The 17741-nt window shown below is 74.6% G+C and carries 14 protein-coding genes; 8 read left to right on the plus strand and 6 right to left on the minus strand.

The annotated features are described in order from the left end of the window. Positions 1-65: 65 nt before the first annotated feature. Genes MUK52_RS29315 through MUK52_RS29340 form a run of 6 tightly spaced genes read left to right on the plus strand, consistent with a single transcriptional unit; the run spans position 66 to position 8476 of the window. Positions 66-1070 (plus strand): NAD-dependent epimerase/dehydratase family protein, encoded by a 1005-nt coding sequence (locus tag MUK52_RS29315; RefSeq protein ID WP_246042591.1) that lies wholly within the window; start codon positions 66-68, stop codon positions 1068-1070. Beyond that, positions 1067-2209: a DegT/DnrJ/EryC1/StrS family aminotransferase gene (locus tag MUK52_RS29320; protein WP_284581446.1), complete on the plus strand. Its 1143-nt coding sequence runs from the start codon at positions 1067-1069 to the stop codon at positions 2207-2209. Before MUK52_RS29315 ends, MUK52_RS29320 begins: the two co-directional genes overlap by 4 nt. Then, entirely contained in the window at positions 2206-3006 is an 801-nt protein-coding gene (locus tag MUK52_RS29325; RefSeq protein ID WP_284581447.1) for a NeuD/PglB/VioB family sugar acetyltransferase, read from the plus strand. Before MUK52_RS29320 ends, MUK52_RS29325 begins: the two co-directional genes overlap by 4 nt. Continuing rightward, positions 3003-4118 (plus strand): DegT/DnrJ/EryC1/StrS family aminotransferase, encoded by a 1116-nt coding sequence (locus tag MUK52_RS29330; protein ID WP_284581448.1) that lies wholly within the window; start codon positions 3003-3005, stop codon positions 4116-4118. The genes MUK52_RS29325 and MUK52_RS29330 overlap by 4 nt, the downstream gene beginning before the upstream one ends. Positions 4119-4136: 18 nt before the next feature. Further along, the gene (locus tag MUK52_RS29335; RefSeq protein WP_284581449.1) at positions 4137-7433 is read left to right on the plus strand and encodes a DUF4082 domain-containing protein; all 3297 of its coding nucleotides are present in this window, start codon (positions 4137-4139) and stop codon (positions 7431-7433) included. Then, positions 7430-8476, plus strand: a complete 1047-nt coding sequence (locus MUK52_RS29340) for a glycosyltransferase family 2 protein (protein WP_284581450.1) — start codon at positions 7430-7432, stop codon at positions 8474-8476. Before MUK52_RS29335 ends, MUK52_RS29340 begins: the two co-directional genes overlap by 4 nt. Before the next feature lie 83 nt (positions 8477-8559). On the opposite strand, the gene MUK52_RS29345 is transcribed toward MUK52_RS29340, so the two are convergent. Continuing rightward, complete coding sequence (locus tag MUK52_RS29345; protein WP_284581451.1) at positions 8560-9219, minus strand: hypothetical protein; 660 nt, start codon at positions 9217-9219, stop codon at positions 8560-8562. A gap of 95 nt (positions 9220-9314) precedes the next feature. Between MUK52_RS29345 and MUK52_RS29350 the strand changes: the two genes are divergently transcribed. Both MUK52_RS29350 and MUK52_RS29355 read left to right on the plus strand, forming a co-directional pair. Further along, a complete protein-coding gene (locus MUK52_RS29350; RefSeq protein ID WP_284581452.1) occupies positions 9315-11387 on the plus strand; it encodes an O-antigen ligase family protein in 2073 nt (690 codons plus the stop codon). Beyond that, positions 11312-12301 carry a glycosyltransferase gene (locus MUK52_RS29355; RefSeq protein WP_114056142.1) on the plus strand — a complete coding sequence of 330 codons (990 nt, stop codon included), beginning with the start codon at positions 11312-11314 and terminating at the stop codon, positions 12299-12301. Before MUK52_RS29350 ends, MUK52_RS29355 begins: the two co-directional genes overlap by 76 nt. 22 nt (positions 12302-12323) lie before the next feature. On the opposite strand, the gene MUK52_RS29360 is transcribed toward MUK52_RS29355, so the two are convergent. From MUK52_RS29360 to wecB, 5 genes are all read right to left on the minus strand, one after another. Further along, on the minus strand, positions 12324-13130 hold the full coding sequence (locus tag MUK52_RS29360) for a glycosyltransferase family 2 protein (protein WP_114056141.1): 807 nt from the start codon (positions 13128-13130) through the stop codon (positions 12324-12326). 47 nt (positions 13131-13177) lie between these two features. Then, positions 13178-14326 (minus strand): hypothetical protein, encoded by a 1149-nt coding sequence (locus tag MUK52_RS29365; RefSeq protein WP_284581453.1) that lies wholly within the window; start codon positions 14324-14326, stop codon positions 13178-13180. 5 nt (positions 14327-14331) lie between these two features. Continuing rightward, a complete protein-coding gene (locus MUK52_RS29370; protein ID WP_246042589.1) occupies positions 14332-15837 on the minus strand; it encodes an oligosaccharide flippase family protein in 1506 nt (501 codons plus the stop codon). Beyond that, complete coding sequence (locus tag MUK52_RS29375; protein ID WP_284581454.1) at positions 15834-16466, minus strand: YveK family protein; 633 nt, start codon at positions 16464-16466, stop codon at positions 15834-15836. The genes MUK52_RS29370 and MUK52_RS29375 overlap by 4 nt, the downstream gene beginning before the upstream one ends. Positions 16467-16618: 152 nt before the next feature. Next, the gene (wecB, locus tag MUK52_RS29380; RefSeq protein WP_114056139.1) at positions 16619-17737 is read right to left on the minus strand and encodes a non-hydrolyzing UDP-N-acetylglucosamine 2-epimerase; all 1119 of its coding nucleotides are present in this window, start codon (positions 17735-17737) and stop codon (positions 16619-16621) included. Positions 17738-17741 lie beyond the last annotated feature (4 nt).

A 17741-nucleotide genomic window follows, 5' to 3' on the forward strand; every position in this document is an offset into this window, starting at 1 on the left:
GGCACCGCACCGCACACACCGCAAGGACAGCACGGCACATGATCGAAACCAGTGGGGGCAGGGCGTTGAGCAGCGTACGAGGCAAGAGGATCCTGGTCACCGGAGGAGCGGGCACCATCGGCTCGCACCTGGTCGACCTGCTGGTGGACAACGGGGCACGCGACGTCGTGGTCCTCGACAACTTCGTCCGGGGCCGCACCGAGAACCTGGCCCGAGCCCTGCCGAGCGGCGTCGTCGACGTCCGCGAGGGCGACATCCGCGACACGGCCGCCGTGCGCAAGGCGACCGAGGGCGCCGACCTGGTCTTCCACCTCGCCGCACTCAGGATCACCCAGTGCGCGCAGGAGCCGCGCCTGGCCAACGAGGTCCTGGTCGACGGCACCTTCAACGTCCTGGAGGCCGCCGCGGCCGCCGGCGTGTCCAAGGTCGTCGCCTCCTCCTCGGCCTCCGTCTACGGACTCGCCGAGGAGTTCCCCACCACCGAGCGCCACCACCCGTACAACAACGACACCTTCTACGGCGCCGCCAAGGCCTTCAACGAGGGCATGCTGCGCAGCTTCCACGCCATGTACGGCCTCGACTACGTCGCCCTGCGCTACTTCAACGTCTACGGCCCCCGCATGGACATCCACGGCCTGTACACCGAGGTGCTCATCCGGTGGATGGAGCGCATCGCCGCGGGGGAGCCGCCGCTGATCCTCGGCGACGGCACGCAGACCATGGACTTCGTCGACGTCCGGGACATCGCCCGCGCCAACCTGCTGGCCGCCGAATCGGACCTCACCGACGAGGTGTTCAACATCGCGAGCGGCACCGAGACGAGCCTCCTGGAGCTCGCCGCCGGCCTGCTGGAGGCCATGGGCGCCCAAGGCACCGCCCCCGAGCACGGCCCGGCCCGCGCCGTGAACGGGGTCACCCGCCGCCTCGCCGACACCTCGCGCGCCGCGGAACGCCTCGGCTTCACCGCCGCGATCGACCTGCGCACCGGCCTGCGGGACCTCGTCGACTGGTGGCGCACCGAACGCGCCGCCGCGGCCGCCGCCCAGGACGGGCCGGAGGCCGGCCGGTGACCGCCCCCGAGCGCATCCCCGTCATGGTCCCCTGGCTCGGCGAGGAGGAGGCCCGCGCCGCCGCCGACGCCGTCCTCTCCGGCTGGGTCGCCCAGGGCCCCCGCGTCGCCGACTTCGAGCGCGCCTTCGCCGAGCGGGTCGGCGCCGAACACGGCATCGCCGTCAGCTCGTGCACCACCGCCCTGCACCTGGCGCTCATCGCGCTCGACCTCGGCCCCGGCGACGAGGTCGTCGTCCCCTCCCTGTCCTTCATCGCCTCCGCCAACGCGGTCCTCTACACCGGCGCCCGCCCCGTCTTCGCCGACGTCGAGGAAGCCACCGGCAACCTGACCCCGCAGACCGTGGACGCCGTGCGCACCCCGCGCACCAAGGCCGTCCTCGCCGTCCACCAGGGCGGCGTCCCCGCCGACGTCCACGCCCTGCGCGCCGCGTGCGCCGACTGGGGCACCGCCCTCGTCGAGGACGCCGCCTGCGGCATCGGCGCCACCGTCGGCGGCAAGTCCGTGGGGCAGGGCGCCCTGATCGCCGCCTGGTCCTTCCACCCCCGCAAGGTGATCACCACCGGCGAGGGCGGCATGGTCACCACCGACGACGCAGCCCGGGCCGAGCGCCTGCGCAGGCTCCGCGAACACGGCATGAGCGTCTCCGCCGCCCAGCGCCACGCCAGCAGCAGACCCGTCGCCGAGAGCTACCTGGAAGTCGGCTACAACTACCGGATGACCGACATCCAGGCCGCGGTCGGCCTGGTCCAACTCGGCAGGCTCGACGCCGTCGTCGCCCGGCGCCGCGCCCTGGCCGCCCGCTACGCCCGGCTCCTCGCCCCGATCCCGGGCCTGCGCCCCGTCCGCGACCCCGCCCACGGCGAGGGCAACTTCCAGTCGTACTGGGTCCTGCTCGCCGAGGACTTCCCCGTCGGCCGCGACGCCCTCCTCGAAGCGCTCGCCGACGCCGGGATCTCGGCCCGGCGCGGCATCATGGCCGCCCACCTGGAGCCCGCGTACGCCGGGCACACGGCCGCACCGCTGCCCGTCACCGAGCGGATCAGCCGCAACTCGCTGATCCTCCCGCTCTTCCACACCATGACGCACGCACAGCAGGACCGCGTCGCGGCCGTCCTGCACGCGCAGGCGGGCGGATGACCGCCCCCGCCGACCTGCTCGTCGTCGGCGCGGGCGGGTTCGCCCGCGAGACCGCCCAGGCCGTCCGCGACGCGGCCGCCGCCGACCTCGCCGCCGGCCGCACCCCGCGGTGGCGGCTCGCCGGGCACCTCGACGACGACCCCGCCCTGCACGGCACCGACGTCGACGGCACCCCCGTCCTCGGCGGCTGCGACCTCGTCCACGACCACCCGGACGCGCAGGTCGTCGTCTGCGCCGGCAGCCCCCGCGACCAGGCAGTCCGGGCCCGCCTCGTACGGCGCCTCGCGCTGCCCGACAGCCGGTACGCGACGGTCGTCCACCCGACGGCCGCCGTCTCGGCGTCCTCGGCGGCCGGCCCCGGCACCGTCCTGCTCGCACACTGCGTGCTCACCGCGGCCGTCCGGGTCGGCGCCCACGTCGCGGTGATGCCGCACACCGTCCTCACCCACGACGACACCGTCGCCGACTTCGCCACGCTCGCCTCCGGGGTCCGCCTCGGCGGCGGCGTCCGCATCGGGCGGGGAGCGTACGTCGGCGCCGGCGCCCTCGTCCGCGAGCACACCGCGGTCGGCGCCTGGTCGCTGACCGGCATGGGGAGCACCGTCCTCGGCGACGTGCCGCCCGGCGAGGTATGGGCCGGCAGCCCGGCCCGCCGACTCCGCGACGCCGGCCCCCCGGCCCTCGCCGAGCTGCGCCGCGGGGAACCGCGGCACGCACCCGGCGAGGCGTCGCCGCCGCCGCACGCACCGCACACCGGCCGCGGGCCGCAGACACCGATGGGGAGCACACACGCATGAACCGGATACCGCTCGTCGACCTCAGGGCCGCCCACGCCGAGGTCGCGGAGGAGGTCCGCGCCGGGTTCGACCGCGTCCTGGCCGACACCGCCTTCATCGGCGGGGACGAGGTCCGCGCCTTCGAGCGCGAGTACGCGGCCTTCACCGGCGTCGCGCACTGCGTCGGCACCGCCAACGGCACCGACGCCCTGGAACTGGCCCTGCGGGCCGCCGGAGCGGGCGCCGGCGACGAGGTCGTCCTGCCCGCCAACACCTTCATCGCCACCGCTGGCGCCGTCGCCCGCACCGGCGCCCGGCCCGTCCTCGTCGACTGCCTGCCCGACACCCTGCTGATCGACCCGCAGGCCGCCCTGGACGCGGTCGGCGCCGCCACCCGCGCCGTCGTCCCCGTCCACCTGTACGGCCAGTGCGCGCCCGCCGCCGAGCTCGCCGCGCAGCTCCCGGCGCACGCCCGGATCGTCGAGGACGCCGCCCAGAGCCAGGGCGCCACCCGGGCCGGGCGCCCGCCCGGCCGGGGCACGATTGCCGCGACCAGCTTCTACCCGGGCAAGAACCTCGGCGCGTACGGGGACGCCGGCGCCGTCGTCACCGACGACGCGGACGCCGCCGACCTGGTGCGGGCCCTCGCCAACCACGGCGGCACCGCCAAGTACCAGCACGACGTGGCCGGGTTCAACAGCCGCCTGGACGGCCTCCAGGCCGTCGTCCTGCGCGCGAAGCTCGCCCGGCTCGCCGCCGGCAACGAGGCCCGCCGTACCGCCGCCGCACGCTACGACGCGCTCCTCGCCGACCTCGCGGAGTCAGGGCGGCTCACCCTGCCCGCCACCGCCGGGGGCAACGTGCACGTCTGGCACCTGTACGTCGTCCGCGTCACCGGAGCGGACCGGGACGCCGTCGTCGGGAAGCTGAACGCGGAGGGCATCGGCGCCGGCGTGCACTACCCGGCACCCGTCCACCTCACCCCCGCCTTCCGGCACCTGGGCCACGGCCGGGGGGACTTCCCGCACGCCGAACTCGCCGCGGAGCGGATGCTCTCCCTCCCGCTCTTCCCGCAGATCACCGCCGCGCAACAGCAGCGGGTCGTGGACGCGCTCACCGACGCCCTGCGCTGACACCCACAAGAGGTACAGATGAAAGATCGGACAAGGCTGCTGCGGTACGGCCTCCTCACCGTGGTGGCCGCCCTGCTGGCCACGGTCCTGCCCCCGTCCGCCGTGGCGGGGGCGGCCGACCCCTGCGGGCCCACCGCGAACGCCATCGTGTGCGAGAACTCCAAGCCGGGCACGCCGATGGCCGACTGGTTCGCCCCCGGCGCCTACGGCGACATCAAGGGCTTCACCTCCCGGATGAGCGTCCAGGCGGGCGACACCGTGCAGTTCAAGGTGCAGTCGCCGACGCCGTACCGGGTGTCGGTGTACCGGCTCGGCCACTACGGCGGCGACGGCGCCCGCCTGATGTCGACCGCGGCGCAGGCTGCCCAGACCCACCCGGCGAACGTGGCTGCGGGAGGCAGCCCGGCGGCCTGCACCACCAAGCCGGCCACCGGCCTCGTCGACTGCGGCAACTGGCCCGTCACCGCCACCTGGACCGTCCCGGCCGACGCCGTCTCCGGCCTGTACCTCGCCAACTTCGACCAGGCCGACGGCAACGGCGTCATGCCCTATCCGTTCGTCGTCCGCAACGACGCGAGCCGCTCCGACATCGTCGTCCAGACCAGCGACCAGACCTGGCAGGCGTACAACAACTACGGCGGCCAGGACCTCTACGACGGCGCCGGGCCCGCACCCGACGGCCGCGCCTACGAGGTCAGCTACAACCGGCCGATGGACATCGGCGGCGAGAACGGCATCTACGGCTCCGAGTACCAGATGATCGCCTGGCTGGAACGCAACGGCTACGACGTCAGCTACATCTCGGGCATCGACATGTCGACCCGCGGCGCGACCCTGCTGCGCAACCACAAGGTGTTCATGTCCTCCGGCCACGACGAGTACTGGACGCAGGAGCAGTTCACCCACGCCCTGGAAGCCCGGAAGGCGGGCGTCCACCAGACGTACTTCAGCGGGAACGAGATCTTCTGGAAGACCCGCCTCGCCCCCAGCATCGACGGCACCGGCACGGCCGACCGGACCCTCGTCTGCTACAAGGAGACCAAGCTCTCCTTCCCGCAGCCGAACGGCATCCCCGATCCCAGCGGCATCTGGACGGGCACCTTCATGGACCCCGCCAGCGCCGCGGACGGCCGGCCCTACCAGCCGCAGAACCAGCTGACCGGCTCCCTGTTCAGCGTCAACGGCTACCGCGCCGACGCGATCACCGTCCCCGGCAGGTTCGCCGGGATGCGGATCTGGCGCAACACCAGCGTCGCGGACCTGAGCCCCTCGCAGACCGCCGTCTTCCCGGCCGGCACCCTCGGCTACGAATGGGACAGCGACGTGGAGGACGCGGCCCGCCCGCCCGGCCAGATCCAGCTCTCCTCCACCACGGTCGACATCGACGACGGCAAGCTCCGCCTCGACTACGGCAACACCTACGGCAATGGCAAGGCCACCCACAGCCTGGTCGCCTTCCGGGACCCGGACTCCCGCGCCCTCGTCTTCGGGGCCGGGACCGTGCAGTGGTCGTGGGGCCTGACCAACATGCCCGTCCACAACCCCGACGACACCGTCGTCACCGCCGACAAGCGCATGCAGCAGGCCACCGTCAACGTCTTCGCCGACATGGGCGTCCAGCCCGGCTCCCTCCAGTCCGACCTCGTCCCGGCGACCGCCTCGGCGGACACCGCGGGACCGGCGGTCGCCGTCACCGCCCCGGCCGGCGGCGCCACCGTGCCCGCACTGCGGCCGGTCACCGTCACCGGCACCGCCGCCGACAGCGGCGGCGGGGTCGTCGCCCGCGTCGAGGTCTCCACCGACGGCGGCACCACCTGGAAGGCCGCCGACGGCGTCGCCTCCTGGACCCACCAGTGGACCCCGACCACTCCCGGACCGGCCCAGATCAAGGTCCGCGCCGTGGACGACAGCGTCAACACCGGCCCCACCAGCACCATCCAGCTCACCGTCGGGCCCCAGCAGTGCCCCTGCACCGTGTGGCCGGCGGCGGCCGTGCCGGGGACCGTCAACGCCGGGGACGGCAGCGCCGTCGAACTCGGCGTGAAGATCCGCTCCTCCGTGCCCGGATCCATCACCGGCGTCCGCTTCTACAAGTCGCCCGCCAACACCGGCACCCACACCGGCAGCCTGTGGTCCGCGACCGGGCAGCGGCTCGCCACCGGCACGTTCACCAACGAGACGGCCTCGGGCTGGCAGCAGCTGAACTTCTCCTCCCCGATCCCGATCAAACCCGACACGACGTACATCGCCTCGTACTTCGCCCCCAACGGCGGCTACTCCTTCGACAACACCTTCGCCGAGGCCGCGGCGGGCCTCGCCCCGCTCACCGCCCTGCGCAGCGGCACCGACGGCGGCAACGGCGTCTACCGCTACAGCTCCTCGGGCGGCTTCCCGAACAAGGCCGCAAGCGGCAGCAACTACTGGGTGGACGCCGTCCTCGACACCTCGACCGCCAGCACGAACCCGCCCACCGTCACCGGCACCACCCCGCAGTCCGCGGCCACCGGCACCGCCATCACCACCGCGGTCACCGCCACCTTCAGCACCGCCGTCGACGCAGAGGCACTGGAGTTCACCGTCAAGGACGCCGCCGGCACGACCGTGCCCGGCAGCAAGGTCCTCGGCGCCGCCGACAGCGCCACCTTCACCCCGAGCGGCGAACTCGCCCTCAACACCACCTACACCGCGTCCGTCAAGGCCACCGACCTGTGGGGCAACACCATGCCGCAGCCGGTCACCTGGACCTTCACCACCAGCCCCACCCCGCCCCCGGTGAACTGCCCCTGCACCCTGTGGGGCAGCGGGACGACCCCCGCCACCGCGAACGTCACCGGCGACGCCAACCCCGTCGAACTCGGCACCCGCTTCCAGTCCGCAGTCAACGGCTACGTCACCGGCGTCACCTTCTACAAGGGCCCCAGGAACACCGGCACCCACACCGGCAGCCTCTGGTCCGCCACCGGCCTGCTCCTGGCCACCGGCACCTTCGGCAGCGAAACCCTCTCCGGCTGGCAGCAGATGACCTTCAGCACCCCCGTCCCCATCACCGCGGGGACGACCTACGTGGTCTCCTACCACGCACCGAACGGCAACTACGCCGTGGACGGCGGCTACTTCGCCGCCTCCCACCGCTCCTACCCGCTCCTCGCCCCCGCCGACGGCAGCGGCGGCGCCAACGGCCTCTACAGGTACGGGGCCTCCAGCGCGTTCCCGACGAACACCTTCGGGTCCGTGAACTACTGGGTCGGCCCCGTCTTCACCACCACCGCGCCGGCCGCAGCGCAGTCCGGCCCGACGGAGGTGGCCGGCCCGTGAGCACCGTCAGCGTCGTGATCCCCTGCTACAAGTACGGCCACTTCCTCGCCGACTGCGTCAGGAGCGTCCTCGACGAACAGCCGGGCGTCGACGTCCGGGTCCTGATCATCGACGACGCCTCGCCCGACGACTCCGCGGAGACGGCCCGCGCCCTCGCCGCCGGCGACCCGCGCATCGAGGTCCACGTCCACGAACAGAACAAGGGCCACATCGCCACCTACAACGAAGGCCTCCTGGAATGGGCCGACGGCGACTACGTCGCCCTCCTCTCCGCCGACGACCGGCTCGTCCCCGGCGCCCTGGCCCGCGCCTCGGCCCTCCTCGACGCCCACCCGGAAGCCGGGTTCGCCTACGGGCGGCCGCTGCGCTTCCGCCACGGCGGCCCGCTCCCGCACGCCCGGACCCGCAGCACCGGCACCGCCGTCTACCCCGGCCACTGGTGGCTGGAGCGGCGCTTCCGCGAGGGGACCGGCTGCATCACCTCCCCCGAGGTCCTCGTCCGCACCGCCCTCCAGCGCAAGGTCGGCGGCTACGACCCGCAGCTGCCGCACGCCGGCGACATCGAGATGTGGATGCGGCTCGCCGCCCACGCCGACGTCGGCTACATCCGCGGCGCCGACCAGGCCTTCTACCGGGTCCACGGCAGCAACATGTCCACCACCGACTTCGGCGGGCAGCTCGACGACCTGCGCCAGCGCCTGACCGCCTTCGACTCCGTCCTCGCCAAGTGCGGGGACCTGCTCCCCGACAGGGACCGGCTGGCCGAGCAGGCCCGCACCCGGCTCGCCCGGTACGCGCTGCGCCGCGCCTACCGGGCGTACGACCGGGGGCGCACCGGGCTCGTCCCGGTCGCCGAGCTGGAGGACTTCGCCGCCGAGTGCCTGCCCGGCTACCGCGGGCTCGCCGAGTACCGGGCCCTCCGGCGGCGGCGCCGCATCGGGGCGCGCGCCATGCCGTACCTCCAGCCGCTGGTGCTCTCGGCCGTCGCCGACCGGGGGCGCGAGTGGCTGTGGTGGCAGTCGTGGAAGCGGCGGGGCATCTGATGCACCACCGGCACCACCGGCACGGCACCCACGACCGGGACCGCCGCCTCGTGCGGCGGTCCCGGCCGCCGTCCGCGGCCCCCTCAGCCGGCCGCCGCGCCCGCCGGCACCCGCTCGGCCTCCCCGGCCCGCCGCCTCCGGCGGGCCGGCAGCCGGTCGGCCCACAGCGCCGCCGACACGCCGGCCACCACGGCCAGCAGCGCCACCCCGGCCAGTCCCCGGCTCCTGGTGCCCCGCTGCTCCGACGCGGCGGGCGGCACCAGCACGTCCACGCTCATCCGCGCCCCCGCCGGCACGCCCTGGCGGTCCTGCATCGCCGCCACACGCCGGCCGTACGCCTCGATCACCTTCCCGGCCACCGCGTTCGCCACGGCCGGGTCCCGGTGCTCGGCCTGCACCTGCAGCGAGGGGATCAGATACCGCGGGGTGACGCTCGTACCGCTGTTGCGCGGCATCAGCCGGTACCGCCCGGCCACACCCGCCGCCCGGAGCTCCGCCCGGCCCGCGGCGGACTCCAACTGCTGCACCGCCGCGTAGGAGACCGCGGCCAGCGGCGGCTGGAGGTTCGTCAGCTGGTTCGGGTGCCGGCCCGTCACCGGAGGCTTCAGCACCACGATCGCCGAACTCACATGGACCGGCTCCGGCCGCAGCACCGGCACGGCCCCCGCCGCGGCGAGCACCGCCGCCGCCAGCAGGACGTACCAGCGCCGACGCAGCACACGCGCCAACTCGCCTGGGGACACGGGCAATCCTTCCGTCCCGCACGATCCTCGCAGTCCCCGGCGCGCCCCGCCATCGGATCCGGCACCTTGCGGGGGCGGACGTGAACATGCGGGAAATGTGCAGGGTGCTGCGCCGCCGCTGGTACGTGATGGCCTCCCTCACCCTCCTCGGCCTGCTCGCCGGCTTCCACCTGCACCGCTCGGTGCCCGTGGAGTACGAGTCGCAGAGCTCGATCGCCCTCCTCGACTCCACGGCGGTCGCCCAGCTCGCCCCGACCTTCGGCAACCCCCTCTCCAACGCGGGGGGCTCGCTCGTCGTCACCGCCGACGTCCTGATCCGCACCCTGTCGGGAGCGGACGCGGCCCGCGCCCTCCAAGGGCTCGGCGTGACCGACCCGTACACGGTCGGCTTCGCCGCGAACGCCTCCGGCCCGATGCTGACCCTGTCGGTCACCGGCACCGACCGTGCGAGGGTCCTGGAGGAGACCAACACCCTCACCGCCTTCGCCGGTGAGCAGCTGACCGCCCTCCAGGCCGCCGCCGGCGTCCAGCCCCGCTACTTCGTGCAGACCGCGCCCGTGGTCCTGCCGCAGACGCCTGTGCCGCTCCTCAAGAGCCGCTACCAGCAGGTCCTCGCCGTGGTGATCGCCGGCACGGCGGCCGGATTCACCCTCTCCTTCGCCACGGAGAGCGCCCTCACCGCCCGCCGCCGCAGGCGCGCGGCCGCCGCACCCGCCCCCGCAGCGCCCGGCCTCGCGGGACCCGCGGGCCGGACCGCCGTACGCGCCGGCCGCGACCACCCCCCGCGGCGCCGCCGCGGGAGCCGCCCCGACGCCACCGCGCTCCTCAGCGGCTACCTCGCCCTCGCCTTCTTCATCCCCTCCAACCTCACCCTGCCGGGCCTCGGCGGCGTCGGCACCCCCGCCAACGCGTACGCCCTCCTCTGCCTGTTCTGGTACCTGGCGAGCTGGCTGACCGGCCGCATCCGGCCCCCTGCCGCAACCCGGCTGCCCCGCACCGCCATGCTGGTGCTGGCGCTCGCCGTCCTCGGCTCCTACCTGGCGAACGCCACCCGCGGCAGCTCCCAGAAGGAAATCCTCGGCGCCGACCGCGGCCTCATCGGCCTGCTCGTGTGGGTCTCCCTCGTCGTCCTGGCGACCGCGGCCATCCACGACCGCTCCCGGCTGGACGTCCTCATGCGCCGCATGGTCGTCATGGGCGCGGCCGTCGCCGCCATCGGCTTCTACGACTTCTTCACCGCCACCAACATCGCGGACAGCATCACCCTCCCCGGCCTCCAGTCCAGCGTGCCGCAGATCGCCACCCTCGACCGCGGCTCCTTCACCCGGCCCCGCTCCACCACCGCCCAGCCCCTCGAATTCGGCGGCATGCTCGCGCTCCTGCTGCCGTTCGCCGTACAACAGGCCCTCGACCCGGCCCGCCGCACCCTCGCCCGCTGGCGGCGCTGGGCCCCCGTCGCCCTCATGGGCGGAGCCCTGCCGCTCACCGTGTCCCGCACGTCGATCATCGGGGTCCTGCTGGTGGTCCTGGTGATGGTGCCGCGCTGGAGGCCGGAGCGCCGGTGGGCCGCGATCGGCCTGCTGTGCGGGGCGGTCGCCGCGTTCAAGGTGGTGATCCCGGGGCTGATCGGGACCATCACCGCCCTGTTCGCCTCGTTCCTCTCGAACGGCGACAGCAGCACCCAGGCACGCACCGTCAAGTACGGGGCGATCGTCCCCTACCTGGAGGAGCGCCCGCTCTTCGGGCGGGGCTTCGGCACGTTCACCCCCGACCTGTACTTCTTCACCGACAACCAGTACATGCTCACCCTCGCGGAGACGGGCTTCGCCGGGCTGGCCGCACTCCTGCTGCTCTTCCTCACCGGCATCCACCAGGGCGGCGCGATCCGCCGCCTGGCCCGCACCGAGAACGACCGCGAGCTGGGCCAGGCGTTCTTCGCGTCCGCCCTGGTGGCCCTCGTCATCAGCGCCACCTTCGACAGCCTCAGCTTCCCCATGTTCGCCGGGATGTTCTTCCTCACGCTCGCCGCGGGCGGCAGCCACCTCGGCTTCCTCCGGCGCGCGGCGCCGCAGCACCCCACCGTGGAGTCCCCATGTCCTCACACCGCCCCCTGCCCGCCGACCGCCCCCTGCCCGCACCGGGCCCCGGACCGCGTACCGGTCCCGTAGCCGTCGTCGCCGTCACCTGGAACAGCGCCGGCGTCCTGCCCGCGTTCCTGGCGGCCCTGCCCGAGGGGATGGCCGGAACCGACTGGCGGCTCGTCGTCGCCGACAACGCGTCCGCCGACGGCACCCCGGACCTGCTCCGCCGGCTCGCCCCGGACGCGACCCTCGTCCAGACAGGCCGCAACGCCGGCTACGCGGCCGGCGTCAACGCCGCCCTCGCCGCCGCCGCGGCCTGGGACGGAGGCCCCCGCGCCGCCCTCGTCTGCAACCCGGACATCCGGATGCGGCCCGGCTGCGCCCGCCTCCTCCTCGACGCCCTCGACGCGCCCCTGTCGGGCGGCCGCCGCGTCGGCATCACCGTCCCCCTGCTCCACGACCCCGACGGCGCGCTCCACCACTCGCTGCGCCGCGAGCCGCAGGTGACGCGGGCGCTCGGCGAGGCCGTCATCGGCAATCGGCGCGCCGGGCGCTTCCCCCGCTGGAGCGAGCTCGTCACCGACCCGGCGGCATACCGGCGGGCCACCGTCGCCGACTGGGCGACCGGAGCCCTCATGGCCGTCTCCCGGGACTGCCTCGACGCCTGCGGCCCCTGGGACGAGACGTTCTTCCTGTACTCAGAGGAGACCGAGTTCTGCCTGCGCGCCCGCGACCTGGGCTTCGCCACCCGCCTCGAACCCGCGGCCGCCGCCGTCCACCTCGGCGGGGACTCGCAGGCCTCCCCGCGGCTGTGGACCCTGCTCACCCTGAACCGGGTCCGCCTCTACGCCCGCCGGCACGGGGCCGCCGCGACCGCCGCCTTCCGCGCCGCCGTCCTGCTCCGGGAGGCCTCCCGCGCCGCGCTCGGCCGGGAGGCGAGCCGGGCCGCCGTCCGCGCCCTCGCCGGCCGCGCCGCCCTGCGGGCCGCACCGCGGCCGTGACCCGCGCGGCCGCCGCCCCCGGTCAGCCGGCGGGCGGGGCGCCGTCCCAGGCCGTGTAGAAGCTCTCCGGGTTCACCAGGTACCGGACGGTGGCCCGCGGGACGTGCCGGACCTCGTGCCGCCGCGCGTAGCGGCGTACAAGCTCCCAGTCCTCCCTCGGCAGCACCTCCGGGGGGCGGCGCAGCCGGCTGAAGTACAGCGAACGGCTGCGGCGCGCCACGAACGCGTTGGTGTCGAGGAAGGCCTCCCGGGCGGCCCGGCGCCGGTCGAACGGCACCGACAGCACGTCGCGCTCCGTCCCGTCGGGCAGCACCCGGCGCAGCGCCGTGTAGACGGCGTCGGGCCCGCCGGGCCGCTCCAGCACGGCGAGGGCCTGCTCCAGGTGGTCGGGCTCCCACAGGTTGTCGTCGTCCAGAAACGCCACGTACCGCGAGCGGGACAGCCGTATCCCCACGTTGCGGACGACGCCCGCCGTACCCGTGTTGCGGGCCAGGGAGACCGCGGACAGCCGCGGGTCGGCGGGCAGCGGGGGCAGGCCGGCGCCGTCGTCGACGACCAGGACGACGTGGTCGCGGACCGTCTGGGCGAGGGCCGAGCGGACCGCGGCCCGCAGCGCCTCGGGGCGCCGGTGCGTGGCGATCACGGTGGCGACGAGGGCGGTGGGCGGCCTGCCCAGCAGGGCCGCGAGGCGGGCGGTCTCGGCGTCCTCCAGGCGGCGCAGGCGCAGCGCCGAGGGGGCGAGGAGGAGCTTGTTGCGGGCTTCGAAGAGCACCAGCCAGCCGAAGGCCCGCTTGAGGAGCTCCCACGGGGCGCGGGCGATGCGGCGCATGTCGTCCTCTCGGGGCGGGGGGTGTTCGCGGGGTCTGCGCGGCCGGGTCAGGACGCGGTCTCGGGCACGGGTGTGAGGGACGGGGACGGGGCCGGTTCCGGGACGACCGGCTTTCCCTCGCTGGTGCGGTTGCCGCGCCACACGTTGCCCGCGCCGCCCGCGTTCCAGGCGGCGACCTGCCCGTAGGCCCCGCCGTGCGGGTGGTACTGGGTGGAGAAGACGTTGTCCGTCACCTCGATGCCGGTGGCGCCGGGTCCGCCGCCGTAGAGCGTGTAGGCGCCGCCGGCGAGCCAGTTGCGGTCGACGACGACCGACGAGACGGTGCCGGTGTCGGCGAACAGGCCCACCGCCGCGGTGGCGCCGCGGTCCACGGGGACCGGGTTGAGGAGGGTGTTGTGCCGCACCACGAGCCGCCCCTTGTTGCCGCCGCCGCTGATGACGGCGTCGGTGTGCTGCCACTCGCCGGTCTTGTTGCGGAACGGCACGATGTCGTGGACGTAGTTGTCGTGCAGATGGCCCTGGCCCATGGAGAGCGCGTTGCCGAAGACGGAGATGTCGCACCAGCCGACTTCGACGGACTCGGTCCCCATGTTGGAGACGGCGTAGTTCGCGCCGCCGTTGTCGGGCCCCTTCCCGGGGACGGCGGTGATCTCGGTGTGCAGGATGCGCAGGTTCCGGAAGCCCGGGCGGAGGTTGACGCCCCACCAGTTGGTGGAGGTGATCCGGCTGTCGATGACGGTCACGTCGTTGGCGTAGACGTCCAGCGAGCCGCGGATGTCCCAGCCCCTGATGACCGTGCCGTCCTTCCTGACGGACATGTTGCCGGTGTCGTGCCGCTCCAGAGGGATCCGCGGCCCGGTGGTGTGCTCGTCGGGAAACCCGCAGGCGCCGGGTGACGCGCAGGGCCCCGCCGGGCCGGGGGCGGTGGCCCGGGGCGGGGCAGGGGGAGCGGCGGAGGCCGGTGCGGAGGCGCCGGCGCCGGGGGAGGGAGCGGTGGGGGAAGGCGCCGCGGGCGGCTGCGTCCCGCCGCCGGGCTTCGGGCAGTCCGGTGTGCTGCCTGCCGGGCACGCCGCGGACGCGGGCGGCGTGCCGCCGCCGGTGTGCTCCGCCGGGTACAGGGTCAGTACGGCGGCGAGCAGCAGCCCGGCCACCGCCCAGGCCGCCGTGCGGCGTTTCCCGTCTGCCGGCACTGCCATGGCCGTCAGCCTCCGTCGTTGTCGGCCGGTGCGGCGGGTGCCCGCCGTCCGGCACCGCGCAGGTGTCCCAGGCTCGGCAGGACGCACACCGCGTAGCAGAGCGTCCCGGCCGCGCCGGTCGCGAGCAGGGCCGGTACGCCGTCGCCCAGCAGCCGGTGCAGGCCGGTCACCGCGGCGGCCATCACGACGCCGCCGGCCGCGGGCCAGGCGCACGCCCGGCCGACCGAGCCCAGGCCGACGCCGGCCCGGCGCAGGGCGTAGAGGAACACCGGCACGACGACCGCGCCCGCCACCACGACGTGTCCCTGGGCGACCCCGACGATCCCGCCCGCCCCGGCGCCCGCGACCAGCACCGGGACGAGGAGGACCAGCCACAGGCCCTGCACGCCGATGAGCAGCCGGCGGCGCCCGACCGCGACGAGGCAGTCGTACGCGAGCTCGCAGCCGATCCGGATCAGGCCGAGCCCCATCAGCCACGGCAGGGCCGCCGCGGCGGGCAGCCACCGCGCGCCGTAGACGAGCTCCACGAGCGGCGCGGCGAGCGCGGCGAGCAGCACACACAGCGGGACCGTGCCGGTCATCACGATGCCCAGGCCCCGCGCGAACCCGTCCGCCAGCGCCCCCGGCGTCTCGGCCAGCCGGGAGAACCCGGCGAACGAGACGCGGCGGGCCGCCTCGGAGATGATCCGCACCGGCCAGCCGGACATGTTGAAGGCGAGGACGTAGAAGCCCAGCGCGAGCTGGTCCAGCGTGGATCCCACCACCATGGTGTCGACGTTGACCACGCCGAGTGCGAGCAGGCTCGCCCCGGCGAGCGGCAGCCCGAAGCGCAGCAGGGCACGCGCCTGCGCCCGGTCCCAGCCGAAGCGGAGCGTGCCCGGCGCGGCCAGGCAGCATCCGGCGAGGGCGGCGGCGTTCCCGGCGACGGAGCCCCACGCGAAGCTCATCGCGCCCCAGCCCTGCACGGCCAGCAGCAGGGTGACGCCGGTGCTGAGGACGAAGTTGACGCCGTCGACGGCCATCCGGCGGCCCTGCGCGAACTCCCGGGTGAGGATGCCGGCCGGCACCTGGGACAGCCCGTCGAGGACGACGCACACGCACATCACCCGGAGTACCGCGGACGCCTCGGGCGAGCCGAGCACCCGGGCGACCGCCGGGGCCGCCGCGAACAGGGCGGCGTACAGGGCGCAGCTGGCGGCGGTGCTCAGGGTGAGGACGGTCGGGGCGAAGCGGCGCGGGTCGCCCTCCCAGCGGACGAGCGCGAGGGTGACGCCGAGCTCGTTCGCGGAGAGCAGCACCAGCAGCACCGTCTGCGCGAGCCCGTACACGCCCCAGGCCTCCGGGCCGAGGAACCACCGGGCCAGGATGATGCCGGTCGCGAAGTTGCCGAGGCGCATGACGACCGTGTTGACCAGGCTCCAGCGTGCGGCCGCGCCGACCTTGCGGCCCAGGGAGGGGGCGGCGGCCGGTGGCGGCTGAGGAGGCGCGGCGCCGGGCCCCGGGGCCGTCACGGCGCGTCCTGCGGACGGGCCCGGTCGGCGCGGCCGCGGACGCGGGCCTCCACGAAGAACGTCGCGACCAGGCTCAGCACGAAGCCGAGCGCGCCCGCCATGGCGAGGTACTGGACGCGCGTTTTCGTCTGCGCCTGCGGCTTCTGCGGCGGAACGATCGTCGCCATGCGGATCATCGCCTCCGCGGGCACCTTCTGGGCGGCCTGGAACTCGTTCAGCCGCCTCTCGGCGTAGGCGGTGAGCAGCTCGTCCGACTTCAGGACGCGGGCCGGCTCGGTGCCGGTGACGCTGAGCCACATGAAGGGGCCCTGCGCGTTGTCGGCGATCTTCGCCTCGTATGTCCCGGTGAGGCCCTGGGACTTCAGGGCGGCGCGCGACTCGTCGGAGTTGAGGTTGCGGGCCAGGCCGTCGGCCATGCCGGTCAGCGAGGCCTGGGTGCTGAGGAAGGGGTTGCCGTCGAAGGCCTCCGTGGCCTTCCTGGAGTTGAGCAGCGTCACGGTGCTCTGGGAGCGGTACTCCAACGGGACGAGCAGGTACACGCCGGCGGTCAGCGCGGCCGTGAGCAGCAGTCCGGGCAGCAGTACGTACCAGCGTCTGCACATGACCCGCCAGATCTCCGCGAGATCCATGGTCTTCCCCCTCGCGGCGGCGCGTCGTCCGGAGTGCGCCGCCGCCTTCATTGCGTGGTTGCGTTGTTCTGTTCTGTTCTGCACTGTTCTGTCCTGCGCCGTGCTGCGCCGTCCGGTGTCGTCCGGTGGTGCGTCGCGGTGGGGTGCGCCTGCTACGCCGCCCCCCGTACGAGGTCCGTCGGCCGCGGCCGGGTCCGCGCCGTGCCCCCGTCCAGGAGCACGCGGGCGATGCGCTCGCCTGCCCGGCCGTCCCAGAGCGCGGGGCAGCGGGGCGCGGGCGGGTCGTCGAGGACCCGGTGGACGGTGGCGGTGATCCGCTCGGGATCGGTGCCGGCGAGGACGTTGGTGCCCTCTTCGACGGTGACCGGCCGCTCCGTGTTGTCCCGCAGGGTCACGCAGGGCACGCCCAGCGCGGTCGTCTCCTCCTGGACGCCCCCGGAGTCGGTGAGCACCACGCGGGCGGAGTCCTGCAGCGCGAGGAAGTCGAGGTACCCGGCGGGCGGCACCAGGCGGATCCCGGCGGGCACGCCGACCGCGTGCAGCCGCTGTTCGGCCCGCGGGTGGACGGGCAGCACCAGCGGGCACCGCTCGCCGATCCGCCCCAGGGCCTTGAGCAGGCCGCGCAGCGCGTCCGGGTCGTCGACGTTGGCGGGCCGGTGCAGGGTGGCCAGGCCGTAGCGGCCGCGGGTGAGGCCGTACCGGTCCAGTACGTCCGAGCTGCGGGCCCGCTCCAGGTTGGCGCGCAGGGTGTCGATCATGACGTTGCCGACGACGTGGACCTGGTCCTCCCGGTACCCCTCCGCCCGCAGGTTCGCCGCCGCGTCGGCGGACGGGGCGAGCAGGTAGTCGCTGACCCGGTCCGTGGCGACCCGGTTCACCTCCTCCGGCATGCTCCAGTCCCGGCTGCGCAGGCCCGCCTCGACATGCGCGAGGAGCGGGCCGGCCTTGGCGGTGACCAGGGCGCAGGCCAGGGTGGAGTTGACGTCGCCGACGACCACGACCGCGTCCGGCGCCAGCTCGGCGAGGAGCGGTTCGAAGGCCGCCATCACCCGGCCCGTCTGCTCGGCGTGGCTGCCCGACCCGGCCCCGAGGTGCCGGTCGGGCGGCCGGATGCCGAGGTCGCGGAAGAAGACGTCGTTCATCGACGTGTCGTAGTGCTGCCCGGTGTGGACGAGCACGACGTCGGCGCCGTGCCTCTCCAGTGCGTCCATCACCGGTTTGACCTTCATGTAGTTGGGCCGGGCTCCGGCCACGCAGATGATCCGGGGCATGGGG

The organism is Streptomyces sp. 2P-4, assembly GCF_030167965.1.
In the GTDB taxonomy this organism is placed as follows: Bacteria; Actinomycetota; Actinomycetes; order Streptomycetales; family Streptomycetaceae; genus Streptomyces; species Streptomyces globosus_A.